This is a genomic window from Thiothrix fructosivorans (genome assembly GCF_017349355.1).
Classification (GTDB): domain Bacteria; phylum Pseudomonadota; class Gammaproteobacteria; order Thiotrichales; family Thiotrichaceae; genus Thiothrix; species Thiothrix fructosivorans.
Window position 1 is genome coordinate 1 of the sequence record NZ_JAFMPM010000007.1, and the last position, 24,798, is coordinate 24,798.

Below are 24,798 nucleotides of genomic sequence, written 5' to 3' on the forward strand. Positions count from 1 at the left end.
GACGAACACCATTACCCCAGCCGATGTGAAGCCTGTGGCAGGTCCCTGGATGCGGCTGTCTCCCGTATTTATACCGCCTATGACAGTGTGGACATCCAGTTTGGCACGGATGGGAACCCGGACTGACCGTCATCACCACCCGCCACCACCTTCACGATAGCGTATGCACCTGCGGTCATGTGAGCCGCCATATCCCGCATCGCCAAGCTCCCGACCCGTTATACCCGGAGGTTGATGTGGGCGAGTGGCGGCTGATTGGGGGCAATCTGGCGGCACTTATTGTCCACCTACGGCTGCGCTCACGCTTGTCACTGCGTGGCACACAAGAACTGTTGCGGGAGGTGTTGGGCATTCCCCTAAGTGTCGGGGTGTTGCAGCAATGTTTTGAGGAAGCAGCCGCGAGTGCTTCTCCATTGGAAGATGCCTTGGTGGAAGGGCTGTTGGCAGAAGCCACCGCTGACGGCGGGGTGCTGTATATTGATGAAACCTCTTGGAAAGAGCGTGGCGAAGCCCTGTGGCTATGGACATTCGTCACCACCCTCAGCGTTTGTTTCTACGTAGGGCAGCGCACCATTGAAATGCTCGACAACGTGATTAGCCCCACTTTGGGGGCTGGCTGATGAGTGATGGCTATGCCGCTTACCGCCACCACCCCAAACGCTTGCGTTGCTGGGCGCACCTGATCCGCAAAGCCCGTGGGCTGGCAGAATCACTGGACAAAGACGGGCGGACGTTTGGCAACTTCACCCTCGCTTGGCTGAGGGTATTACAGGACGACATTTACGCTTGGCGGGCAGCAGGCGGCACGGTGGGGACGCAAACCGACGTGATCCGTCAACGCCATCAGGCAAAACTCCTGGAATTCAGGGCATTATGCTTGATCCATGCCGTATCTGCCCATGACAAGACGGCGGCACTGGCGAAAGAGTTCATCAATGATTGGGATGCCATTTTCCGAATCCTTGACCACCCGTGGCTTCCCTTGACCAATAATGAGGCTGAGCGGGCGTTGCGCCATTGGGTGATCCTGCGCAAAACCAACCATGGCACAAAGAGTGCTACGGGAGCCGTGCGTTTGCCATGCTGGCCAGCATCATCGGTACTTGCCGCAAACGTGGACAGTCTGCCTTGGCTTATCTTGCCAGTGTTATTACCGCTGCCCGCGCTGGCTTTGCCCTGCCCGCTTTACCGCAAGGGGTGGGATGTGATCAATTACCTTCATTCCAGAAGAAACGGTACGTCGCCAAGGTGCTTGACCAACTCTGGCAAGCCCTAGGGATGCTGGACTGGGGGCTTTCAGCATAGCGTTGAGAATATGGACAGCGCGTGTTTCGAGCGCTTGTCTCCCAAATCAAGATCGGTGAGTTCGCTAGATGACCCGTTCATGGGTGAAAATTGCTTATCTTATCACTTGGGACTTGTGTATAGGAGATGGGTTTTCCGATGGAGCTACAACTAACAAGTATTGCAATAATTGTTAGCAAAACGGGAGGCGGAGAGTAGCGCAAACCATCTAGACCCATAGCAATATATACTCACTTTTCACGCATGTAATCAAAAGATTTTACCAATGCCTTTAAATTTTCTTCAAATAAATTTTTTGATATGTTCTCATGGCTTATTTATTTCGTTAATCAAGTAATTAATATCTTTTTTTGAAAATAAAAAAGGTCTTATAAAATCTTTATAGCATTGTTTTTAAAAATTATTCTTGTTTGTATTTGAATTTTCCATAAGGTTTATTTTTCGCATATATTTTATCTCAGAAATTTTATTGTTTCATTGTGAAAATAATAGGCTATATTTAGAGTGCCATTATCTATTGAAATTGATCGAGTACTTGTTAGCTCACCAACTAGAAACATAATAATAATAATAATTAAGGCAACAATACTACCGGAATTGTATATAACTACCATAGCTCCAGTAAATGCTATTCTAGTAATAATAATTTTTTTTAAATCTGGAAAAATTATCATGCTACCATCCGATAGGGCTAACATGGTTCTGAAATAGAGTATAGCTTGCGGCAGCAACCCCACCCCAATAGCCGTATTGTACCCCCATTGCTCCGACGACCGCGCCATCCCAATCCTCTGTTTGTGCAGACCAACCAGCTCCCATGTAACTCAACGCTGGGCTGCGTATTCCAGCGACTCCGAGAAAACTATTCAGAATGATTAGGTCGCGCTGACCTGCATCAGTCTTTACATAATCTGCAATATCACGATAATCGTTATTTGGTGCTTCCCACCAAGGTTGATTAAAGCCTCCTGAAACCCCACCATAGTTTTTTTGATTCTCCATCCATTGATTGCTTATTTTGCTTTGAGCATGGTGAGACACAACACTCGGAACTCTTGGGTCGCTATGGTCTCTTGTAACCCAGCCATCCTCATTATCAAAATATGTCATTTCATCATTAAATACATGGGTAATCGCCGCCGCTCTTGCTCCATCCTGAAAATCACCGCCACTGATTTCAGCAGCCAAGCCTCCTATTAAGCCTGATAGTGCTGTGCGTTGGGCAATACCTGACATTGTGTTCACATTTGCACCTAGTTCTGCTGCGACTGCTCCCGTAAAGCCGGAGACAAATTCACCACCCCGGGCTTCTTGGAATACGCCTTGAGCAATACCGTGTGCTATTGGTTTTGCATTACCAAAGGGCGAATTACCATTATCGCCATGCCCAATATAGTTGGCTACCTTAGCACTTGTAATATCCAGCATGGCATTTTTGGGGTCATTAATGACTGTCGCTACCGTTGCTATATCACGTAGAGCGCTGGCAGTGTTCGCTATATTGGTTGAGCCAGTGAGTTTACCTGTCCCTGTTACTGCTCCAGCAGCACTTGCTAAGGCTTTAGTGATGTTGCCATCTTCAGCCGCCTGAATGGTGTCATGTGCCGCCGCCACAGTATTAAAAATAGTCGCGACAGGCGTAAGAGGGGTAAACTGCGCGATTTGTGCAACCGTGCGAATAACTGGGTTGTCAATGACGTTTTCAATGAATCCATTAACGAAACCGCTTAAACCATGACGATCTTTGGTTGGGTCAAATGCCCCATTTTATTGTTATCCGCTCCTGCTGTATGCCCATGCTGGGTGTTTTCCGCAATGGCAGCCAACAGTTCCCCACCTGCAACGTAATGACCGCCTTGTGGTGAAGAGATTTTAATATCCTTGCTGACTTCTGCTTTGAATGCTTCCTGCGACGTTTCAAAACGGTAATTGAGTCGTTGATCGGCATAAGTCACGATATGCAGACTCTGACCATTCTTCCTTGGCGTATTGATGATTGTAGGCTTTCGTACGGATTCAGTTTTTGGTTAATCTCATCAAGACGCCTTGACGGTTGGATTTTGATATTGTGTTGTAATTGGGCGTATTCCTCTATGAGAGCTTTCATGTCAGCAACGTTCAATTGCTGCCCAGTGGCAGGAATTAACGCACGATAATAATCATCGGGGAGTTGCTTCAGGAATTGCTGCTCATCGTATTCAGGCGTTGCGCCTGCGTAACTATAAATGCCATGCTATTGTTATAAGCATCCTGCACTGCCATTGCCGCGTGGTCAACGCCAGTCATGGAGTAGGTTTCACTATTGGTTTTCTGATTGAGATTGGTGACAGTTTGTGCTGCTAATGCCTGATAGTCCTTGTTATCCAGTGCAGTTTTGCCGGTAGTTTGTAAGCATTTTTCGCGCCATTGAGTGAACCCTTGCGGTGTATTGAGATCGGGCAGATTGGATGGCGGTGGGGCTGAAAGTACTTGCGTGAATTGCATCACACTGTGGTTATCAAGTGCTGTAGACGTTGCTACAGACGTATTGGTTGATAACGAACGAGAAAATTTCTAACACTGTCTACCATGACTTTAGCTCCCAGCAATTCAAACTATTAGCAATGGCATCAATATACACGGGGCGGTAAATCCCATAGCGAATGCCATAGACCGTCAATCTGCTTTAGCGGATAAACGGAGTGAATTTAGCGCAATCAATGCAAAATAATCCGTATGCTTAAACCGCTGCCATTATCCGCCGCTCCAAACGCTAATTGCGCCCCAATGGTGGCAGCGCGTTTGCGCATACTCGCCAGCCCTTTGCCCGGTTGGTAAGTGGCAGGCATCCCCATGCCATTATCGGCAATTTGCACAAAGCCGTGCTCACTCGCCGCATCCGTGCCCGTGCTGACAGTGATAGTATTGCCGCCGCTGTGTTTGATGGCGTTAGTAATCGCTTCTTGCACGATGCGTAACAGTTGCAAGGTTTTTCTGCGCCAAACCTGCGGGTGTGGCAATGTCTTCCACTGCCAGCGCAGTTCAAACCTGCTTGCTTGATCTTGCGGCTGTTACGACTGCGGAACTGCCGAGGGCGGTGGTGATGTCTTGCGAGTCAAATCAGTGATCAATCACCAGCCGCAAATCGTTTAACGCGTCTTGAATGTTTTCTTTGATGACAGAATCCGTGCATCGGGCGTTCCAGCATGGCTAAGGTGGAAATCAAATCTCCGCCAAAACCATCATGAATGTCACGCATATGCGTTCGCGTTCATCGACCACGGCTTTTTCTTGCTCCATGCCGCGAATTTTTGGTAATTAGCTTCCAATTCTTGCTCACGCGCTGCCGACGATGCTTCCAGATTGTTGGCGTAATATTGTGTTTCACGCAAGCTGCTCACAAAACGCCGCACCACAGCACATACTGAGTGAGCAAGGTGAACATCGCCGCAAAATGCAGCAGGTAAGGGCGGGTCGAATGCCGCTCGATAATCACCTCGGTGTCATGCAGCCCGAACACCAGCATGGCGAAACCGCACAGCACAAACAGCAAGCGTTTCGCGGTTTGGTCTTGCCAATAGAGTTGCACCACATACGCCAGCACCAGCGAAACAGCAAGGCGAGCAAACTGTACCAAACGATATGGTAGTTTGCCTGTGCTCCAGACGCATACGGCAAGATAAACAGCGGCAGTGCCAACACCAGCACGGTTGCCCACAAATAAACAGCGGATGGGTGTAACGTCGCGGTGGTAGGTGAGTGCGGGGAACGTAGTAATACACCATTGTGACTAGCGCCAACACGCTCAACCCAATCGTAAACGGCACAGAAGCTGCCCACAGCGCATCATTCACCGGAATATCGCGGATCACCAAGTTGCTGCTGTGAATTCCCATATGCCGTACCAATCGCATACCACAGGTATTCCTTGCGAGCGGGGTAAACAGCCAGATACCGCCGATCAACAACGCGCCAGCAAGAGCGTGGTCAGCAGCACTTTCACACTGTCTTGGCGTAGCAGATTGTTGAGGTAGTAAGCCTTTCGAGGGTTGCGCTTGCACCGAGATACACATTAGTCAGCATCAGGTATTCGGGCGGGTCGAGGCTAATTCAAAGCGCATACGCCGCCGGGTGTCAGCGCGGGTTTGTACAGCGGCAGCAACAGCGGGCGGTGTTTATTGCGGGCATCGGTGCGGTCATGCTACCGCCATCGCCCGCGAGTGTGCCGTCAGGTAATACACGGCAATATTTTGGTTGAGATTGAGATCAGCACGGGGTGTTCATCGTTGAGATTGGCAGGATACGATCGTACCCGTGCTGCGAGTAGCGTTGGGGCTATCTAACGTCACCTTGGCTTGCGGTTGCTCCGGCGCAAAGGTCAGGTGATCCAATTGTTGTGCTAGCAAATACAACGCCAGCAGTACAACGGTAACCACCAAAGACGCGTATCCCCCCAAACCTTCATAGCAGATGCCGTTTGACGGCTTCGTGTACCGCTTCGGCGCGGGTGCTGATGTGCAATTTACGGTAATGCTTTTGATGTGCGAGGTAACGGTGTGGTAGGAATGTGTTGAGATCCGCCGCTTCTTGCGCGGTGTAGCCTTTGGCGATGAAGCGCAGAATTCCAACTCGGCTTTGGTGAGCTTGATTTCGTCGGCTTCGGGGCGCAGGCGTTTCAGTAAGTGGCTGGCAACGGCGGGGCTGATCGGTGAGCCGCCTGCGCACAGTTGCACAATCGCTTGTTCCACTTCCATCGACTCGTCGTCTTGAGGATATAGCCAGTTGCGCCTGCTTCGATAGCGGTGATGACGTGCTTTCATCGCCAATACGCTGATCACCATGATATGTGTGTCGGGGTGTTGTTCGGTGCATTGGCGGATCAAGTCCAGCCCGTTGCCGTCGGGCAAACCGAGGTCGGTTAACAAGACATCGGCGTGGCTCGCGTTAATGACGCTGTGGGCAGTAGTGGCATTGCTGCACGCGGCAACCAGCGTGAAGCGTGGGTTGCTGGTGAACATAGTCATGAAACGGTGCAAGACGATGGGATCATCTTCCACAACATAATGCTGATGGGGTATTCATGGCGGGGCTACCATTGGTTGTGGGAACGGGCATTTATGCACAAGTATAGACCTTCATTTCAGCATCGGGTAATCCCCTGTTCTGGGGATTAATTGCGTAAATTCACACGTTTGTGGGATTAATAATCATCAACTTGCGTGTTAAGGTAGCGCCATCAGCAAGCGAGGGAGAGTGGGCATGGCAAAGCGTTTGATGGTGTGTTGTGACGGGACCTGGCAAGCCCGGATAATGATTGCCCAACCAATATTGTGAAATTGGTGCAGGCGCTCAAAGACGTTGGCGATGACGGTTTGCATCAGGTGATTTATTACGATGAAGGTGTGGGTGCGGATAGTCATGGTATTGCGCACTACCTCAGCGGCGCGTTTGGGATTGGGCTGGATAAAATATTCTGGATGCATACCGTTTCCTGTGCCTGAATTACGCGCCGGGGGATAAATTTGCCTGTTTGGGTTCAGCCGTGGGGCTTACACGGTGCGCAGTTTGGCAGGTTTGTTGTATTCCTGCGGGGTGTTGGAACGGCGTTGGATTGCGCTGTCCGGTGAGGCGTATCGTTTGTACCGTGACCGTAATATTCGCCCTGAAACCTCGATTGCGGCAGCGTTTCGCAGGAGTTAGCACATCCGGTTGAAGTCGATTTCATGGGCTGTTGGGATACGGTGGGTGCGTTGGGATTCCCGATGTATTGCCGTATTTTCCGCTGGATAATTTGCTGAATCGCAAGTACGAATTCCACGACACCAAACTCAGCCCGATTGTGCGCAAGGCGCGTCATGCGATTGCGCTGGATGAACCCGCAATATTTACAATGTCACCCACATGGAATTATCCAACAAGGCTCAACAGGCGGGGGTAGATGTGCAAGAACGTTGGTTTGTGGGGCATCACGGTGCAGTCGGCGGCGGCAAACACGAGAATCGCGGGCTTGCCGATATTACCCTGACGTGGATGTTGGAGGAGGCGATGAGTACTGGGGTAGGGGTGGATGTCGAGAAAATCCTGACGCATTAATACCGGATGCGTGCTGCACGTTTACCAGCAAGCTCTATCAGGTATTCGCGTTGGGGTCGGGTTTTCGGCGGGCGTTTCGTGGGGATAAAGACTGTATTCACCCCAGCGTGTTTGAGCGGGTTAAGCGGTGCCGGATTACCGACCGCGTAATATTGAGGGGTTTCTCGACTGAGGTTTCACGCTCTTGGTCTGCACTTTGCCGCGTGGGGGACACACCTCCACGCGGCTGTTTTGCTTAAACGTTGCCGAACACTTCGCGCTGCAAACCGTTCAATTGCACAGCCGTGCGTTCAATTCAGCTCAATACCACGCCACAGGAGGCTTGCCCTTCGCGGGTTTCCAGATGCCGGCATAATAGCTCTTCCACAATGTGGATGGTGGATGTCTAGTTCAATATGCCCGACAAACAATTCCAGTGCATCTTCGGTAATCCCGGCACAGTACGCAAGCCCGTGAGCAACATGCGGTAATAGGGTGGAATCGGCCATTCGCCTGCAATGCCTGCCACACCAACGGCGGCGAGCCAATCCGTGCCTTGGGTCACGCGCATCATGGTGTCGATGTAGCCTTGCTGTTCGGGCGTAATCGGCGCATTTGCCATTTCTGCTTCACTGAAATCCAGCGCCCGTAGCAGTTTGCGATACACCTCCATGTGCGAATTTGCGGGATTACCGTTGCCGTATTCGTCGTACAAAATATCGGCTAATACTGCTTGAATACGTTCGTCTGGCGTGACTCCCAGCGCATTGGCTTGGTACAAACGCGTGCGCAAAATGTGCGGGTAATACAGCAGCGCAAAGGTACGCGCTTGGGCAAACGTCAGTGGCTGCGTCGAAAATTGTTGCAGGAATGGATGGCGCAAGAAAGGGTGATTATTCACGCGTTCTTTGAGTTCTTGCAGGAAAGCAGGTGCATTCATGTGGTGTCATCTCCAAAAGTGTCATGGTGGCAATATATCAGGGATGTTGAGCTGGCTCGAATTATCCATAAGTTTTTGCTGATATGCTTGGTATCTCGCGCTGAAAAATAGACTTAATCCCTGTCTGCTTGATGTGTGTCATCTTAACGGAATAAAAGCTCATCAATAATATGCCTAACTAATGCCCTATAAGATGAGGATGTGTTTTTATGCAGCAGTTCCGTACACTCTTTCACCCAACTGATCTCTCTGCCGCCAGTGAAGTGGCGTTCTTGCACGCGTTGAAATTAGCCGTGATGAACAAAAGCAGTTTGACGCTCTTGCATGTGGCGGGTAAACACGAACATGTACACAGCAACCACTTTCCTAGTGTGCGTGCAACCTTGGAGGGCTGGGGAGAGATTCCGTCACACAGTGATAAAGCGGCTGTTTTGCCTTGGGCGTGACAATCCACAAGGTGGTATCCAACCGGAAGACCCAGTACGCGCCTGCCAACGCTATTTGGAATCACACAGCATTGATTTGGTGATTTTGGCGGTGCATCAACACAACAGCCGGATGGGTTGGTTATATGCTTCTATCGGGCAACCTATTGTGCGGAATACTGGCGAAACCGCGCTCATGTTGCCCCACGGGGTCAGCGGTTTTGTGGATCGTCAGGCGGGGAGCTTGTCGCTCAGGAATATCCTGATTCCGATTAGCACACAGCCGAATCCGCAACGGGTGGTGGATACTGTGCAGGCATTGTTGGCGACATTGCAGTTGACGGAAGGGCGGGTCATTTTGTTATACGTTGGGCAAGCCAGCGATGCGCCGCGTGTCTCTTTGCCTGCGGAGAGTGGGTGGGTGTGGGAACAGCAAGTTGCTTCTGGTGATGTGGTGGATACCATTCTGCAAGTCGCTACGGATTCGAGCTGTGACCTCGTGGCAATGGCAACAGAAGGGCGGCACGGTTTCTTTGATGCGTTGCGGGGTAGCACGACGGAACAGGTTTGCGTCGTTTGAATTGTCGTTGTTGCTGTGCCTGCGTAAAGCTGGTATTTTTTGTGGTGTATCCTTACAAGCTTGGATGGAAGATTAGATGGGAATTCCCTCGCTCCCCAAATCAGCGCATTTTTGTTGACAAATGGGGAGCGGTAGAAAAATATGACTGTTTTACAGTGCTATGATCTATCGGGATTGACAAATTTAAAATCCATAAGAAATACCTATTGATGCAACAGGCCAATATTTTATTGAATCTATATCATTACGTATATTGTCAATTTCTTATTAATGTCAGTTTGTGAGACTAAGTTCTGTGGCGATACTTGCAGACTAACTTTTGGACTTCCTTGGTATAAAATACCTAGCTCTGAGGTGAGGCTAAGTCCTTTGTTACTTGCAATCGGTTGACGATAGCCAATGCCAATATAGGGACTTGCACCATCGAAACTGATAGTTGAGTCAACTTTACCGGTATTGACTATGGTATCGCCAATATTGACACTTTTGTTACTGGTTGCAGTCGCTGACAAATCTAGTTTGTTATTGTTAACCATCATGCCACCACTAACAAAAAGCTATTGTTTACGGGATGCCAGTCCGCCAATACACTGATTGTTTGTAATTGATCACATCCCCACCCCTTGCGGTAAAGCGGGCAGGGCAAAGCCAGCGCGGGCAGCGGTAATAACACTGGCAAGATAAGCCAAGGCAGACTGTCCACGTTTGCGGCAAGTACCGATGATGCTGGCCAGCATGGCAAACGCACGGCTCCCCGTAGCACTCTTTGTGCCATGGTTGGTTTTGCGCAGGATCACCCAATGGCGCAACGCCCGCTCAGCCTCATTATTGGTCAAGGGAAGCCACGGGTGGTCAAGGATTCGGAAAATGGCATCCCAATCATTGATGAACTCTTTCGCCAGTGCCGCCGTCTTGTCATGGGCAGATACGGCATGGATCAAGCATAATGCCCTGAATTCCAGGAGTTTTGCCTGATGGCGTTGACGGATCACGTCGGTTTGCGTCCCCACCGTGCCGCCTGCTGCCCGCCAAGCGTAAATGTCGTCCTGTAATACCCTCAGCCAAGCGAGGGTGAAGTTGCCAAACGTCCGCCCGTCTTTGTCCAGTGATTCTGCCAGCCCACGGGCTTTGCGGATCAGGTGCGCCCAGCAACGCAAGCGTTTGGGGTGGTGGCGGTAAGCGGCATAGCCATCACTCATCAGCCAGCCCCCAAAGTGGGGGCTAATCACGTTGTCGAGCATTTCAATGGTGCGCTGCCCTACGTAGAAACAAACGCTGAGGGTGGTGACGAATGTCCATAGCCACAGGGCTTCGCCACGCTCTTTCCAAGAGGTTTCATCAATATACAGCACCCCGCCGTCAGCGGTGGCTTCTGCCAACAGCCCTTCCACCAAGGCATCTTCCAATGGAGAAGCACTCGCGGCTGCTTCCTCAAAACATTGCTGCAACACCCCGACACTTAGGGGAATGCCCAACACCTCCCGCAACAGTTCTTGTGTGCCACGCAGTGACAAGCGTGAGCGCAGCCGTAGGTGGACAATAAGTGCCGCCAGATTGCCCCCAATCAGCCGCCACTCGCCCACATCAACCTCCGGGTATAACGGGTCGGGAGCTTGGCGATGCGGGATATGGCGGCTCACATGACCGCAGGTGCATACGCTATCGTGAAGGTGGTGGCGGGTGGTGATGACGGTCAGTCCGGGGTTCCCATCCGTGCCAAACTGGATGTCCACACTGTCATAGGCGGTATAAATACGGGAGACAGCCGCATCCAGGGACCTGCCACAGGCTTCACATCGGCTGGGGTAATGGTGTTCGTCTGCATTGATGGGCGGATGCCATACCCGACCATAACCCGGTGCGCCGGGTTGTTTACCCGCTTTGCGTTTGGCTGGTTGGGCTGGCTTTGTGCCCGCCACAGCTTCTGGTTCCGGGGTTGGCTTTCCTCTGGCTGCACCCACCCCTTCTGTTTCGGGCAAAGCCACCGTTTTGGGTGACGTTTCCCACGGGAAACCGCTGCTGGGTGGTTTGGAGGAGTTGTTGGAGTTTTGGTTGATCTGTTCCCGCGCTTCTTTCAGGTCATGCAACAACTTGGTCGACAGGTGCAGCAGTTCCTCCGGCGTGAGCTTGGCAAGGTACTGGCTGTTAAGCTGTTTGAGGCTGTGGTCTTTCAGTTGTTGGGTCATCGGGGGAGTGTCGCAAATTTAGTGCGTTTGGGTAAGGGGGGACTGTTCAGTTACAGTTAAACAGGCTTGTATCTACGGCACTTTGCCCCTATAAATGGTGGCATGACAATACGCCTGTACCCAGAACTGAACGAACGCGCCCGCCACATCCTCAAAGTGTTGGTGGAAAGCTATATCCAAGACGGACAGCCCGTCGGTTCGCGCAACCTTGCCCGTAGCAGTGGCTTGGACTTGAGCGCCGCCACCATCCGCAATGTGATGGCGGACTTGGAGGATATGGGCTATATCCGCGCCCCGCACACCTCGGCAGGGCGCATTCCCACCTCGCAAGGCTACCGTCTCTTTGTGGATGCGTTGGTGAATATCAAGCCGCTCGAACAACACGCCATGCACATCCTGCAAGGGCAGTTGAAAGCGGAACGCGACCCCGCTGCGTTAATCCAATCCGCCTCTAGTTTGCTCTCTTGTATTACCCAACTGACGGGCGTAGTGAGTTTGCCGCGTCGCAATCCTTCATCTATCCGCCAGATTGAATTCCTGAGCTTATCGAGTCGGCAAGTGCTGGCGATTTTGGTGATGAACCGCAATGAGGTACAAAACCGCATTATCCAACTCGATGCGGATGTGAGTTCTTCGGAATTGCAACAAGCCGCCAATTTCCTCAACGAACGCCTGATTGGCAAGGATTTACAGCAAGCTCGTGCTGCCTTGCTGGAAGAAATGCGCGAACACCGCGAAGACATGAACCGCATGATGCTTTCCGCGATTGAGCTGGGCGAAAAAACTGTCGCGGATTTGGGTGATCAGAAGCAGGAAGAGGATTGCGTGATTGCGGGTGAAACCAATCTGATGGGTTACGATGACCTGTCGGATATTACCAAGCTGCGCGAATTGTTTGCCGCCTTTACCCGCAAGCGCGATATTCTGGGTTTGCTGGACAAATGCTTGCAGGCGGATGGGGTGAAAATTTTCATCGGGCGCGAATCCGGTCAGGCAGTGTTCGACGAATGCAGTTTGGTGACAGCACCGTATGAGGTCGACGGTGAGCAGTTGGGCGTACTGGGTGTGATTGGTCCCAAACGCATTCCGTATGAACGGGTGATCCCTGTTGTTGACATTACCGCGAAGTTACTGAGTTTGGCATTAAAATCACGGTACTGAAGTTGCATAAAACACAATTTATGTGACGATTGTCATAAATTATTATTATAATAAGTGGTTAAATAACAATCTAGTCAATGTATCAGCCAGTGAGGGGCTACGGCTATGTTAACTTCAGTGGTAAAAATCTTGTTGCGGCTATTTGTCATCAGTCTCATGAGCCTAGGGTATGGTGTGGTTTCGCCAGCGGCTGCCGCTGTGTCGATTAAGTTGCCGGAGAATGCGTTGCCTGCTATTCCCGCGCAGCCATTACAGCTTGTACGTCCGCAAACGGATGCAGGGGTGCGCTATGACCGTATTAGCCCTGTCGTCAATGGGCAAGCGACTTATAACCCCGCGCTGTGTAATGTTGCTGCGTACTGGTCTGCGACTCAAGTAAGTGTGGGCGGGCGGGCTATCGGTAACGGTGTAGATGTCTGCAAGGTGCAGGCGCAAACTGATGACGGTGCACTCAAATTCCTCACTAAATGGCCACTCAACAATATCCATTACCCGTTGACCCCTGCACCGGCTTGGGCGCAGTTTCGTTTTTCGATTCCGCAAGGTCATACGGCTAGCACGTTGGAATACGAATTGTCGTGGTACAAACTGTTCGGTTCTATGCCTACGCATTGCCATCCTACGGAAATCGACTCTACCACAGGGCTGTGCAAACTGGATGTGAGTACCGACTGGCAACCGGATGTACCGGCGGGCTTGTTCTTGTTGTGGGCAAAACCGGGCGATAGTCAATATACCGTCACTGGGCCACATGACCCGATTGAGAAAATCGGCTATAGCGGTAAACAGGTGTTTCAAGCGGCTGTTCCAGAAGCCATGCGTGGCGTGGATGAAGTGATCGTGACGCTGTTGACCTATAACCAGTACACTAAAGCGTGTGAAAAAGCTAATCCGAGTGCCTGCACCACGCACGAGAATGAAAATCTGGAACTGCATTCCGTTAGCTTGAAGACTACCCGCGCTTTGCAGCCATTGCATCAACCCGCCCCACAACACCCACGTCTTTTGGGAAATGGTGCGGCTTGGAAAGCCTACTGGCAACCGTTTGAGTCTTTGCCTTGTGTGAACAGCGGCCTTGATGCGGATTGGGGCGTGGTCTTTAATGCCAAAAATGTCTGGGACAAAAACACCAAAGGATATGCGCCTTGTCGGGGAGGTTCACCCACTGGCTTGCAAACGTTAGCTGATGCTGCTTTCTATTTGAATCCGCCGACGGATCCCGTGTGGAATCAAGATCGTGCCTTGCGGGTATTGTTTCTGCTGCGGCAGTTGAAGCAATGCCAAAGCGAGGGCAGCGCTTGCACGTACAGTGCTGCTGAAACCCAAGCCTTACAGGCGGCTTTTATCGCGTATGAAATGCGGCGTTTCCCGACAGTGGTGTGGGATTGGGGCTATAAATGCTTTGATCTTGGCACAGAACCCACCATGAAATTCTGGTCGCTGTTTGTGGATGTGTTCTGGCATGACTTAGCCGCTGCCGATAAAAAAGCCATAGATACCAAACTCGGTGCACTGGCTGATTGTTATTTACAACAATATGCAGCCAAAGATTGGTCGATTTTCAATGGCAATAACTGGACACCCGTGCTGGGCAAGGGTGCAACCTATTGGGCATTAGCTTATTACCATGAAGATCCCCGGGCGCCCGTGGTATTGGAAAAAGTGTTGGAAAGCCTATGGTTACACCGCGATTTCTACCTGACGGATGGGGCGTATATCGAAGGCATTGTCGAATACACCAATGTTTCCTACTCTAGCCTGCGCGAAATCAATAATCTGGTGATGCAGGGCTTTGGTGTGCCACTGGAGAGTGTGCGCTGGGAGCGTATTGCTAAAACCGCCGATTGGTATCTGGATTTTATGACACCTGACGGTAGCATGGTCGATTTCGGTGATTCTTGGGAAAAACTTGGTTGGTACACACTCGACCCGCTCCACATGCTGTTGTGGGAAGAAATGATCGGCAAAAAAGCCATTGGCACGGTTAACCTTGATGCGTGCAAGGTACAGGAGTATTTCAGCAATAAATGGTTTTCCAAAGACCTAGAAGATCCGTGGGCAGTGCAACCGTCCATGGCACGCGATTGGATTGGGTTGGCGGCGCAATGTCAGCGCACTACCCAGAAGGGAACGCGTACCAGCCTATTTACCGAGGCGTTGACTGGTTCGCTACGTCAGTATTTGCCGGGTAGCAGTACGTTGGCACAAAAAGAGGGATTGCGTTTCAAACAAGCGGATCAAACTTATCTCGCGGTGAGTGGTGTACCCAATGATTTCCCGCACCGTGAGTTGGATTTCGGTGGGCTGATTTGGTCAGCGTATGGCAATCGTTTGTTGTACGACTTTGGTTACGGGGATATTGCCAAAACTGCCCAAGGAAAACCGTATTTGATAAAGGATGGTACGAACGAGTTGTTTGATAATCTGCCATTGGGTGCCAATACCTTGGTGGTTGAAAATGCGACACAAACGGGTTACAGCGGCGGCAGTTACAACAATGACACCATTAACAGTAGTCAGATTTACGGTGAACGGGGGCGTTTAGCCAAAGTGAATATTGGGGGATACGACGGTCTTCACCTTGATGCACAGGCGGTGTATGGGGCGAATGATGCTGAACTGGGTTGGTTGCGTTATTTCGACCGCTGGATGTTGTCGCTGAATGATGGCAATTATTTGGTGGTGGATGCGTTTGCCGTTAAGGCTGACCGAGGCGTGGCGGATGTGCAGGAATACTGGCATACCGCTGCCGAAACCGATACGGCGACCAGTTGCAGCTTTTCTCGCCAGAATGTGGCGATGACGCTGGAGAATGCCCAAAGTTTACGGCTGACACCAGAATGTGCGCGTCTTGAGCGCAATGCTGCTTCCAGCGTGGTGGGGAGGATCAGTGCGGCGTCCTTGCAGGCGGGTGCATTCAGCCTTGAGCCACACGTCATCGCCTACCGCAATCGTATTGGTGGCATAACTTCACGCCAGCGGGCGCGTTTTAAACCGCTGAGTCCAGTCGGTGAAGATGTACGGGTTTTCTTATTGCAAGCAGCACCGCAGGCAGCACAATTACAAGCCGTGAGTGTGAAGAAAATGGATTGTGGTGGAATGCCCTGTTTTGATGTGGTGATGAATGGGCAAGCGCGGCGTTTGACGTTTGCATACGCTAATACCCAATACAGTTTGGTTAATATTCAACCCGTTGCGACCGCTTTTGAAAATCAGAATGGGGTGAAGCCAACGACTGTGGTGGAATCCAATAGCATTCAGATCAGTGGTTTAACCAAACCCGCTGCCTTGACGATCAGTGGGGGTGAGTATCGCCTTAATGGCAGCGCTTACACCAAAGCTAAAGGCACAGTGAAAGATGGCGATACGGTTCAAGTACGGCATACGGCTTCCAGCGCCTCCAACACCACTGTTACGACGACGCTGAAAGCAGGTACGAATACTTACACCTTCAAAAGTACGACACTGGTGATGGATAGTACGCCTGACCCGATCAGTTTTGTGCCGCAAACGGGTGTGAGCTTAAGCAGTTTGGTGGAATCGGCTGTTGTCACAGTCAGCGGCATCAATACCACGCTGGCGCTCAGTATTACGGGTGGGGAATACCGTATCAATGGTGGGGTGTATACCAAGGCTAAAGGCACGCTGCAAAACGGGGATACGTTGCAAATTCGGCATACGGCTTCCAGCAAATCCAACACCACTGTTACGACGACGCTGAAAGCAGGTACGAATACTTACACTTTCAAAAGTACGACACTGGTGGTGGATAGTACGCCTGACCCGATCAGTTTTACGCCGCAAACGGGTGTGAGCTTAAGTAGTCTGGTGGAATCGGCTGTTGTCACAGTCAGCGGCATCAATACCACGCTGGCGCTCAGTATTACGGGTGGGGAATACCGTATCAATGGTGGGGTGTATACCAAGGCTAAAGGCACGCTGCAAAACGGGGATACGTTGCAAGTACGGCATACGGCGGCAACCAGCTCGCGCAAATCGATAACGACAACGCTGAAACTGGGTAGTACCTCAGTTAGTTTTAAAAGCACTACAAAATAAACGTGCCGGAGGAAAAAATGCAAATCAGGTATGGTCTATGGTCAATTCTACTCTTCTGGATTCTATCGCCACTAGCGGCATGGGCAGAGGCGCTGCCCCACTACGGTGTTGGCGATATGCTGATCTATGATGGTGAAACGGGTTCTGCGCCAGTGTTGTTTGAAGATGCTGGCAATGGCAGCAACCGTTGCCTGTTCTACCTAGAATCGACCCCTAACGCAGGGCTGAATGGCAATAATGCCCTGCAACTCAAGCCTGATAAATGGCATGGCCCGGCTTACCGACTGTATTGCGGGGGCGGCTCGCGGCGTGATTTTTCTGCGCATGATATTTTGGAATTCTATTTCCGTTGTCCTGCCGGTTATAGCACCCCGCCCGTTTTCCACCTCAGTACTTGGGATCGGAGCAGCAATACCGTGAACATCCTAGACTTTATTGAAGGGGGTGTTATCGATACGAGTTGGCGACGCGTGCAAATTCCGCTGAATAAACTGGCAACCCCCGCGTGGACACTCGGTAATGTAGAGACCCTTGCTTGGCCTACTGATGATAAGAATCGTACTTGCTATGTGGATAATATTGCCCTGCGTGATATTACGCGGCCTACCGTTATCACTCAGGGCGAGACGGCTCCCACGCCTGTCAGTAATCGGGTATTACGTCTGACCTTCAGCGAAGCTTATGCTGCTAGCAGTATCCGCACCTTGGCGAACTACACGCTGCATAGCACAACTGACAGTACTTACAGCAGCCCAGTACCCGCCAGCGATACGGGAATGCATTACCGTATGCAACACTTTGACAACAGCGGCATACCCAAAAACCGTTATGACCTGTTCCTGCAATTTGCCAAGCCGTTGAAGAATGGGCAGGAATACACGCTGACCGTACAGGGTGTGCAAGACCTTTCCGACAATACGATGGCAGTAACGCAATACCGTTTTACCTACAATGACCGGCAACAATTGAATACCAATATCAAGGTGAATCAGGTCGGTTACTTGCCGGAACGCCCCAAAGTTGGTTATGTCGGTGGTTATCTGGGGGATCTCGGAGGGGGCGTTTGGGCAGTCGGCACACAGGGTAACGTTCTGTTTCATGATCCACAAAATGGCTGGCAAGCGCAGTCCACGCCTGTCACTAGCACACTGCGTGCCGTGACGGCTACCCGTGAAGATTCCGCTTGGGCAGTTGGTGATGGTGGCGTTATCTTGCACTGGAACGGGCAACAATGGACACGGGTTACTTCACCCGTCAGTACTAACCTGCTGGCAATTGCTTTCGACCCGTTGAATCAGGGGTGGATTGTCGGTGAGGGTGGGGTTATCTTGCGCTACACCGGTAGTGCTTGGGTAACGGTGGTCAGCCCAACAGCATCCAGTTTGCGTGGTGTTTTGGCAGAAACGGGTAGTGCTGCTTGGGCAGTGGGCGACAACGGCACGATTATCCGCTGGAATGGTGTCAAGTGGGTCATGGATGACAACGTTACCAACGTTACCCTTCACGCCGTTGGAGGCTCTAAAGCCGATGATCTCTGGGCAGTGGGGGACAATGGCACTATCCTGCAACGCCAGTATGGTCATTGGAAACCGTGGGCAGATAAACCGACGGGAACACCCCACCTGTATTCTCTCGCATGGAATCACAGTGGCGCCGTTTGGGCAGCCGGTGATAATGGCGCATTGTGGTATAAAACTGGCTTCGGCAGTAATGCCTTCACGGCACTCGCCAGTGGCAGCACCACGCATTTGCGGGCGGTGGTACGCCAAAACTCGCGTCAGTTCTGGGGCAGTGATGCCAATGGTGCATTGATTACTAACACTGGCGGCAACTGGCAAACGGCAGGCGATCTGCATAGCGGCATTAACGGCATGTTCGCCTTGCCTTATGGCGCGTTACGCCTGCCAGACGTTCTACCCAACGTCAGTATCCAGAATGCTCAGGATGGGCAAACCGTTCTGAGCGTGCCCCTGACGCTGCGTTATGCTAACTGGCATCTGTCGGGTGAAGATGTCTACCAGTTTGATTTCAGCGCCTTAACTACGGCGGGCGAATACCGTGCCTATATTCCCGGCATCGGGGTATCGGACACGTTTAAGGTTAGCAAGGATACGCTGAACTCGGTGGCTTATACCACGGCACGCGGCCTGTTCTACCAGCGTAGCGGTACAGCCTTGACCGAACCGTATGCGGAAGCCCGTTTCACCCGTCCACTCAGCCACGAATACGCTGAGAACGGGCGCAAGATTGACGGGGTTTTCGATAAATCCTTGAGCACTTCACCGCTGTACCATAACGAATCCATTGGCGGTCTTAAGGATGTACACGGTGGTTGGCATGATGCTGGGGATTACGGCAAGTACATGCCCACTGCCGCGACTGCCCTGTGGTATTTGCTCACCGCTTATGACATGCGCTCAGAACAGTTCCGCGATAACGCTTGGAATATCCCCGAAAGCACTAACGGTGTGCCTGATTTGCTGGATGAAGCCCGTTGGGAACTGGATTGGATTGCGCGTCTTCAGGACAGCGATGGCGGTGTTTACCACAAGGTGACGTCGGAATGCTGGTTTGGCGACATGCCGCACAAGGAAACCACACCACGTCATATCTATGCCAAAACAACCCACGACACGGCGTTAGCAGCGGCGCTGTTTGCCAGTGCAGCACGGGTCTGGAAACCCTATGATGCCACGTTGGCAAACCGCTACCTGCAACAGGCTCGTTTGGCTTGGAGCTTTCTGCAAGCCCATCCAAGCAATACACCTGTGGGTGGCTTCAAGAATGTGGCTAACAACTGTTCCGGTGAATACAACGATGCCGATGATTCGGACAATCGGCTGTGGGCAGCGGCAGAACTTAACCGCACGACGGGTGAAAGCGCTTTCCGGCAATATTTTGACAACTGGTGGTCGAGCAACAGCCATACATGGGGCTGGCATGAATGGCAGCATTTTTACAAGCGGGCTTACTGGGCTTATTTACGTACTCCGGCAGCCAATGCCAATGCCGCCGCTCAACAGGAAATCCGCAATAAGATTATTCTGGATGCCAACAATAGTCGCATCCAGACACTTGCCAACCCTTATCAGAACGGGGCGCGGTTGGATGTGCCGGACTGGCTGGGTTGGGGAACCTTTACCCAAAGCACGCTGTATGCCTTCCCGCTATTACAAGCATGGGCTTTGACGGGGGATGAAAAATACCGTGATACCGCCGCGTTAAACTTGGATGCGCAACTGGGGGCGAACCCGCTGGCTTTCAGTTTCATTACCGGCATTGGCAAACGTTACCCGCATGATCCATTGCACACGGTATCCATACACGACGGTGTAGATGAACCTGTCCCTGGCATTCCTGTGTTTGGTATTTTCGCTCACATGAGCAATGGCAAGACCCCGCAACGTAAGGCGCAGGAAGATGCCAACAATTACCCCACCATGCTCAATACTGACGACCCTTACCCGATTTTACGGCGCTATACCGACGAGTCCGATTTGGTGGAAATGTCTGAATTCACCATTCAGGAAATGGCGCTTGCCACAGGGGTATTCGGGCTAATGGCTGAACCCTTGGGCGTTGATCCGCTCATAGATACGGACGGTGACGGAATACCCAATCCGCAGGATACCGATGATGATGGCGATGGTATGCCGGATACATGGGAAATCCAGTACGGTTTGAATGCGCTGGATGCGGCTGATGCCAGTCTGGATAAAGATGGTGATGGCATTGCCAATCGTGAGGAATACCAACAAGGTACTGACCCAACGGTTAAAGATGGCAAACCTGATTTGGTCGTTAGCATTGCACCCGTCACTAGCGTTACACCGGATACTTTTACTTCGCATGTCGTGACAGTGAGCAACACTGGCGTTAAGGCAGCGGCGGGCATCACGCTAAACATACAGTCCCCAGATAAGGCAGAACAAGTGGCGTTCCAGCTTGAGCAAGGCGAAGCCGAATGCCCACTCAGTGTCCGTGCCGCTCTGAAGAATGGTTGCAGCCATCTACCGACAGGTGAAATGTTTTTGCTGGGCGAAATTGCCGCTGGTCAAACCGTGACCGTGACCGTTGTTAACCGTTACAGTGCCCAGACAATAGGCAGCGAGTTAAGGCTTAATGCCACGGTGACATCGAGCACACCAGAACAGAGCCTTGCCAATAATACGATCAGCTCGCTGTTTGTATTACAGGCTAAACGTCTGCTGCAAGGCTGTGATTATCGCCAGATGGTACAGGTTTCTCCGTTCCCACAAACTGCCAATAGTCGGATTGCCAACCACTTCCATGCACTCACGTTTAGTCCCAGTAGTATCCCGCCGCTGACTTTGTTTGGTTATGGTGAAGAGGGGCAGCAAGTCATGCTTACGGGGGATGGTTTTCAATGGAATGGGGTGGATGACTACGGTACTTATCCACCCAGCTTGTGGGCAGTCGCCAAGTCGGAAGTTGGCAATCGTCATGTTGGGGTTGCTACTCTGGGGGGGCTGTACTGGTCAGATGACCGTGTGACTTGGACACCAGCTACTTACCCCAGTACGGCACTATACGATGTCATTTATGCCAAGGGGCGCTATGTGGCTGTCGGGGCGCAAGGCACGATTCTCACCAGCAGTGATGGCAGCAACTGGCAACCTGTGCTCTCCGGCACGACTGCCAAACTGGCTTATGTCGACTATGGCAATAATGAGTTGGTGGCTGGTGGACAAGGTATTGTGCTTACCAGCCCCGATGGTTTGGTGTGGACAATTCGCACCAGCAATAGCGGAATCGATAGTGCCGCCCTCGAATACGGCGCAGTCTGGAATGGCAGCCAATACCTGTTGTTTGATGCGGCGGGTGACACGCATGTATTGGCTGCCAATCTGACTAATCTAGCAGCAGCAACACCATTCAGACCCACGGTAGATGGTGTAACGGAAAGCGCCACGGTACGTGCTTGGTCATCTGTCCACTGGCAGGATAACCAGTACATCGCCCTTACCAGCAAAGGTTTGCTGATTTCCAGCGATGGACATGCTTGGGTCACACAACAAGCATTGGATTATCCTTACATCTACCAGCGGCTCGGCGATAAAGCAGTGGTGGCGGGCAGTTATGGTAGCATTTGGGTCAGCGCTTGTGCGCCGATGACAACACTGCTTACGACCTTCCTTGAGCAACGGGATGTCAAACTCAGTACGCTGATGGAGTCCAACACCCTTAAGGTCAGTGGTTTAACGGGGTCAGTATCCCTCACTGTATCGGGTGGGGAATACCGCAAAAATGGTGGGGCGTACACCAAAACGAAAGGCACGGTGCAAAACGGTGATACGTTGCAGGTGCGGCATACCTCTTCCAGTAAATCCAATACGGCTGTTACCACAACCCTGAAGGCAGGTACGAATACCTACACATTCAAAAGCACGACCTTCGTTATGGATAGCACACCTGACCTCATCAACTGGATAGCCAAGACGGGGGTCACACCTACTAGTTTGGTGGAATCCAATGTCATCACGCTGAGTGGCATTAATGTGCCTGTTGCGGTCAGTGTGACGGGGGGCGAATACCGTATCAACGGTGGGGCTTACACCAAAAGCAAGGGTACTGCTAAAGTGGGTGATACGCTGCAACTGCGCCAGATCACGTCCAGCAAATCCAACACTACGGTGAAAACCACCCTGACGGTAGGGGGCGTAAAACCCGTGTTTAGCACCACCACGCTGGTCATTGATAGTACCCCCGATGCTTTCAGCTTCACTGCCCTTACCGGCATTGCGCTTAATAGCTGGGTCGAATCTGAAAGCATCACCGTCAGCGGCATCAATACAGCAGTTGCCGTCAGTATCAGTGGTGGAGAGTACAGCGTTAATGGCGGCGAATACACCAAGGCTAAAGGCGTTGCAAAGGCGGGAGATACGTTGCAAGTGCGCCATATGAGTTCCAAAAGCAGCAAAAAAACGGTCACGACCAGCTTAACCGTTGGCACCGTTAAAGCAGCGTTCAAAAGTACCACTCAGTAACAAACGTATGGACACAAGGGCAATAAGGTGAAAACAATACTCATCCGATTCGTAATAATGGCATGGAATATCTGCTGGGTTGGGCTAATGTCACCCGCTTATGCGGGAATTGCTATTAATCTTGAGGAAAATGCCACTGCATGGGGGGGGTATCAAGAGGGCAATCCTACTTGGGTTATCGAAAATTCGTTGGCGAACTCCCCCACTGGCAAGGCGTTACGTTGCGGTCTGACGGGTGGCGATCCTTATTCCAATATTCACTGCTACCGTAACTTACCAGCCGATCCAGATGCCCATTTCTTTACACTGGAGCTGGATTTTTATCTGCCTGAAACCAGCTTCAATAATCAGGGGATGCCTTCGCGTATTCAAGCGTTGGAATTCACCATGAACCAGTGGCAAGGGGGGAAGCGCTACGAATGGGCATTGCAGTGGATGAATGTTGGTAGTAATGGCCCGCAATGGCGTTATTGGAATCCTCACCAAAGCGAACGCTGGGTGGCGACACCTATCCAGCAAGCTTTGGCGGTCAAGCAGTGGCATCACTTGCAGATGGAAGGTGAAATCCGTTCTGGTCAAGTCTATTACCGTTATTTCATTATTGATGGTGCACGGCATGAACTGAATATGACGGTCGCCCCCGTCCTGACACCCAATGACCCTGACCGCTTGGCAGTAGCGGTACAGGCAGATGGCAATTATGCGCAGGATGCCTATGACCTATTGATCGACAAGGTTAACTTTTATCACCATCCCAAGCTATCCATGCTATTGCCCCTGTACCAATACCCTAGCCATTGGAATGCAAACAGCTATATCTGGGATGATGTCGCGGCGGCACAAGCCAAAGTCGATATTACAGCGATTATTAACCCTGCGAACGGGCCGGGTGCATCCGGTACACCCAATAGCGACTACCAGATAGGAATGCAGGCATTACGTACCGCAGGTGTCACCCTGTTAGGTTATGTTCCCACCTGCTGGGGCAATTCTCAAGCACAGGCTAGCTGTTATAACACCCGTTCATTGGTAGATATGAAGCGGGACATCAAAGCGTATGCCGATCATTTTGCGGTGCACGGCATTTTCTTCGACGAGGCGGCAACTGACTCCAAGCAGGTCAGCTTTTATCAGGAACTCAGCGGCTATGCTCGTTCATTAGGATTGCCGTTGATCGTGCTGAACCCTGGCATTACACCTGCTGCGTCTTATGTCAGTAACGATGTGGTAGCACAGAGTGCAGTTACTTTTGAATCTTCCTATGCTGAGTGGTTGCAGGCAATCAAGCCAAATGATTGGACGCAGACCACCGCCGCCCGCCAGTCTGCTTTGCTGGTTTATGACGTTCCTGCCAATGCTGTATCAGCGGTCGTCAATCAGGCACTGCAATGGAATTATGGCTACCTTTACTTCACCGACGATGGCAATGATGGCAACCCCTGGGATAGCTTGCCTACTTATTGGCATTCGTTGCTTGATTATCTGGTCAACCTGCAAACCCCGCCAAACAATACATTTAACAGCCAAATAGGTGTTAAACCGACCGCCTTGATCGAATCCAATACCATTACACTTAGCGGTTTGAGTGCTACTACTGCTCTCACCGTGACAGGTGGTGAATACCGTAAGAATGGTGGAGCGTACACCAAAGCCAAAGGTACGGTGAACAATGGCGATACTTTACAGGTGCGGCACACGGCTTCCAGTAAATCCAATACCACTGTTACCACGACGGTCAAGGTAGGCAAGAATGTTTACGCTTTTAAAAGTACGACGTTCGTGATCGACAGTACGCCTACCCCGATTAGTTTTACGCCGCAGACGGGGGTGAGTTTAAACAGTTGGGTGGAATCTGCCATTGTTACGATCAGTGGCATCAATGTTGCTATTCCTGTGACGGTCAGCAATGGGGAATACCGTCTCAACGGTGGGGCGTATACCAAAGTCAAAGGGCTGTTACAGGCGGGGGATAGCTTGCAGGTACGGCATACAGCGGCGGCTCGTGCGGGGAAGATGGTTACTACTAGCCTGAAACTAGGCAATACGTCAGTCAGTTTTAAAAGCACAACAAAATAGAGACGGC

21 protein-coding genes are annotated in these 24,798 nt (G+C 51.4%); 11 read left to right on the forward strand and 10 right to left on the reverse strand.

What is annotated here, in order from left to right:
• The first annotated feature begins 179 nt into the window (after window positions 1-179).
• Both J1836_RS21815 and J1836_RS21820 read left to right on the forward strand, forming a co-directional pair.
• Complete coding sequence (locus tag J1836_RS21815) at window positions 180-620, forward strand: IS66 family transposase (RefSeq protein WP_278189492.1); 441 nt, start codon at window positions 180-182, stop codon at window positions 618-620.
• Window positions 620-1,276, forward strand: a complete 657-nt coding sequence (locus J1836_RS21820; protein WP_278189493.1) for an IS66 family transposase — start codon at window positions 620-622, stop codon at window positions 1,274-1,276. Before J1836_RS21815 ends, J1836_RS21820 begins: the two co-directional genes overlap by 1 nt.
• On the opposite strand, the gene J1836_RS22005 is transcribed toward J1836_RS21820, so the two are convergent.
• The 8 genes from J1836_RS22005 to J1836_RS12940 all read right to left on the reverse strand — a co-directional run bounded on the left by J1836_RS22005 (window position 1,209) and on the right by J1836_RS12940 (window position 6,341).
• Window positions 1,209-1,355 carry a transposase DNA-binding-containing protein gene (locus tag J1836_RS22005; protein WP_207251539.1) on the reverse strand — a complete coding sequence of 49 codons (147 nt, stop codon included), beginning with the start codon at window positions 1,353-1,355 and terminating at the stop codon, window positions 1,209-1,211. The genes J1836_RS21820 and J1836_RS22005 overlap by 68 nt on opposite strands.
• Before the next feature lie 625 nt (window positions 1,356-1,980).
• A complete protein-coding gene (locus J1836_RS12910; protein ID WP_207251540.1) occupies window positions 1,981-2,919 on the reverse strand; it encodes a hypothetical protein in 939 nt (312 codons plus the stop codon).
• A gap of 113 nt (window positions 2,920-3,032) precedes the next feature.
• A complete protein-coding gene (locus tag J1836_RS12915) occupies window positions 3,033-3,260 on the reverse strand; it encodes a hypothetical protein (protein ID WP_207251541.1) in 228 nt (75 codons plus the stop codon).
• A 220-nt stretch (window positions 3,261-3,480) separates the two neighbouring features.
• The gene (locus J1836_RS12920; protein WP_207251542.1) at window positions 3,481-3,789 is read right to left on the reverse strand and encodes a hypothetical protein; all 309 of its coding nucleotides are present in this window, start codon (window positions 3,787-3,789) and stop codon (window positions 3,481-3,483) included.
• A 212-nt stretch (window positions 3,790-4,001) separates the two neighbouring features.
• The gene (locus tag J1836_RS12925) at window positions 4,002-4,271 is read right to left on the reverse strand and encodes a sensor histidine kinase (RefSeq protein ID WP_207251543.1); all 270 of its coding nucleotides are present in this window, start codon (window positions 4,269-4,271) and stop codon (window positions 4,002-4,004) included.
• A 264-nt stretch (window positions 4,272-4,535) separates the two neighbouring features.
• Window positions 4,536-4,685 (reverse strand): hypothetical protein, encoded by a 150-nt coding sequence (locus J1836_RS12930; protein ID WP_207251544.1) that lies wholly within the window; start codon window positions 4,683-4,685, stop codon window positions 4,536-4,538.
• The gene (locus J1836_RS12935; protein WP_207251545.1) at window positions 4,682-5,002 is read right to left on the reverse strand and encodes a hypothetical protein; all 321 of its coding nucleotides are present in this window, start codon (window positions 5,000-5,002) and stop codon (window positions 4,682-4,684) included. Before J1836_RS12935 ends, J1836_RS12930 begins: the two co-directional genes overlap by 4 nt.
• 562 nt (window positions 5,003-5,564) lie before the next feature.
• Window positions 5,565-6,341 carry a response regulator gene (locus J1836_RS12940; protein ID WP_207251546.1) on the reverse strand — a complete coding sequence of 259 codons (777 nt, stop codon included), beginning with the start codon at window positions 6,339-6,341 and terminating at the stop codon, window positions 5,565-5,567.
• A 237-nt stretch (window positions 6,342-6,578) separates the two neighbouring features.
• Between J1836_RS12940 and J1836_RS21825 the strand changes: the two genes are divergently transcribed.
• The 3 genes from J1836_RS21825 (at window position 6,579) to J1836_RS21835 (ending at window position 7,377) form a co-directional block, all read left to right on the forward strand.
• Window positions 6,579-6,785: a phospholipase effector Tle1 domain-containing protein gene (locus J1836_RS21825; protein ID WP_278189498.1), complete on the forward strand. Its 207-nt coding sequence runs from the start codon at window positions 6,579-6,581 to the stop codon at window positions 6,783-6,785.
• Window positions 6,786-6,810: 25 nt separating this feature from the next.
• Window positions 6,811-6,984, forward strand: a complete 174-nt coding sequence (locus tag J1836_RS21830; RefSeq protein ID WP_278189499.1) for a phospholipase effector Tle1 domain-containing protein — start codon at window positions 6,811-6,813, stop codon at window positions 6,982-6,984.
• A gap of 183 nt (window positions 6,985-7,167) precedes the next feature.
• Window positions 7,168-7,377: a phospholipase effector Tle1 domain-containing protein gene (locus J1836_RS21835; RefSeq protein ID WP_372447680.1), complete on the forward strand. Its 210-nt coding sequence runs from the start codon at window positions 7,168-7,170 to the stop codon at window positions 7,375-7,377.
• Between the two features lie 385 nt (window positions 7,378-7,762).
• On the opposite strand, the gene J1836_RS12965 is transcribed toward J1836_RS21835, so the two are convergent.
• Window positions 7,763-8,296: an iron-containing redox enzyme family protein gene (locus tag J1836_RS12965; protein ID WP_207251551.1), complete on the reverse strand. Its 534-nt coding sequence runs from the start codon at window positions 8,294-8,296 to the stop codon at window positions 7,763-7,765.
• Window positions 8,297-8,505: 209 nt separating this feature from the next.
• Here J1836_RS12965 and J1836_RS12970 point away from each other — a divergent pair, with 209 nt between their 5' ends.
• Both J1836_RS12970 and J1836_RS12975 read left to right on the forward strand, forming a co-directional pair.
• Complete coding sequence (locus J1836_RS12970; RefSeq protein WP_207251552.1) at window positions 8,506-8,742, forward strand: putative universal stress family protein; 237 nt, start codon at window positions 8,506-8,508, stop codon at window positions 8,740-8,742.
• A complete protein-coding gene (locus tag J1836_RS12975; RefSeq protein WP_207251553.1) occupies window positions 8,711-9,301 on the forward strand; it encodes a universal stress protein in 591 nt (196 codons plus the stop codon). The genes J1836_RS12970 and J1836_RS12975 overlap by 32 nt, the downstream gene beginning before the upstream one ends.
• 608 nt (window positions 9,302-9,909) lie before the next feature.
• On the opposite strand, the gene tnpC is transcribed toward J1836_RS12975, so the two are convergent.
• Window positions 9,910-11,487 carry an IS66 family transposase gene (gene tnpC, locus J1836_RS12980; RefSeq protein ID WP_242632653.1) on the reverse strand — a complete coding sequence of 526 codons (1,578 nt, stop codon included), beginning with the start codon at window positions 11,485-11,487 and terminating at the stop codon, window positions 9,910-9,912.
• 102 nt (window positions 11,488-11,589) lie between these two features.
• Between tnpC and hrcA the strand changes: the two genes are divergently transcribed.
• From hrcA to J1836_RS13000, 4 genes are all read left to right on the forward strand, one after another.
• Window positions 11,590-12,648, forward strand: coding sequence for a heat-inducible transcriptional repressor HrcA (gene hrcA, locus J1836_RS12985; RefSeq protein WP_207251554.1), 1,059 nt, complete (start codon window positions 11,590-11,592; stop codon window positions 12,646-12,648).
• Window positions 12,649-12,753: 105 nt separating this feature from the next.
• Window positions 12,754-16,707, forward strand: a complete 3,954-nt coding sequence (locus J1836_RS12990; RefSeq protein ID WP_207251555.1) for an S-layer family protein — start codon at window positions 12,754-12,756, stop codon at window positions 16,705-16,707.
• Between the two features lie 17 nt (window positions 16,708-16,724).
• Entirely contained in the window at window positions 16,725-22,715 is a 5,991-nt protein-coding gene (locus J1836_RS12995; RefSeq protein ID WP_207251556.1) for a glycoside hydrolase family 9 protein, read from the forward strand.
• A gap of 57 nt (window positions 22,716-22,772) precedes the next feature.
• Window positions 22,773-24,791, forward strand: a complete 2,019-nt coding sequence (locus J1836_RS13000; RefSeq protein WP_207251557.1) for a spherulation-specific family 4 protein — start codon at window positions 22,773-22,775, stop codon at window positions 24,789-24,791.
• Window positions 24,792-24,798: the final 7 nt, after the last annotated feature.

Excerpts from the sequence above, each read along its gene's own strand:
- J1836_RS21820 (WP_278189493.1), top strand. The coding sequence starts at position 620 with ATGAGTGATGGCTATGCCGCTTACCGCCACCACCCCAAACGCTTGCGT.
- J1836_RS12920 (WP_207251542.1), bottom strand. The coding sequence starts at position 3,789 with ATGCAATTCACGCAAGTACTTTCAGCCCCACCGCCATCCAATCTGCCC.
- J1836_RS12965 (WP_207251551.1), bottom strand. The coding sequence starts at position 8,296 with ATGAATGCACCTGCTTTCCTGCAAGAACTCAAAGAACGCGTGAATAAT.
- J1836_RS12970 (WP_207251552.1), top strand. The coding sequence starts at position 8,506 with ATGCAGCAGTTCCGTACACTCTTTCACCCAACTGATCTCTCTGCCGCC.
- tnpC (WP_242632653.1), bottom strand. The coding sequence starts at position 11,487 with ATGACCCAACAACTGAAAGACCACAGCCTCAAACAGCTTAACAGCCAG.
- hrcA (WP_207251554.1), top strand. The coding sequence starts at position 11,590 with ATGACAATACGCCTGTACCCAGAACTGAACGAACGCGCCCGCCACATC.
- J1836_RS12990 (WP_207251555.1), top strand. The coding sequence starts at position 12,754 with ATGTTAACTTCAGTGGTAAAAATCTTGTTGCGGCTATTTGTCATCAGT.
- J1836_RS12995 (WP_207251556.1), top strand. The coding sequence starts at position 16,725 with ATGCAAATCAGGTATGGTCTATGGTCAATTCTACTCTTCTGGATTCTA.
- J1836_RS13000 (WP_207251557.1), top strand. The coding sequence starts at position 22,773 with ATGGCATGGAATATCTGCTGGGTTGGGCTAATGTCACCCGCTTATGCG.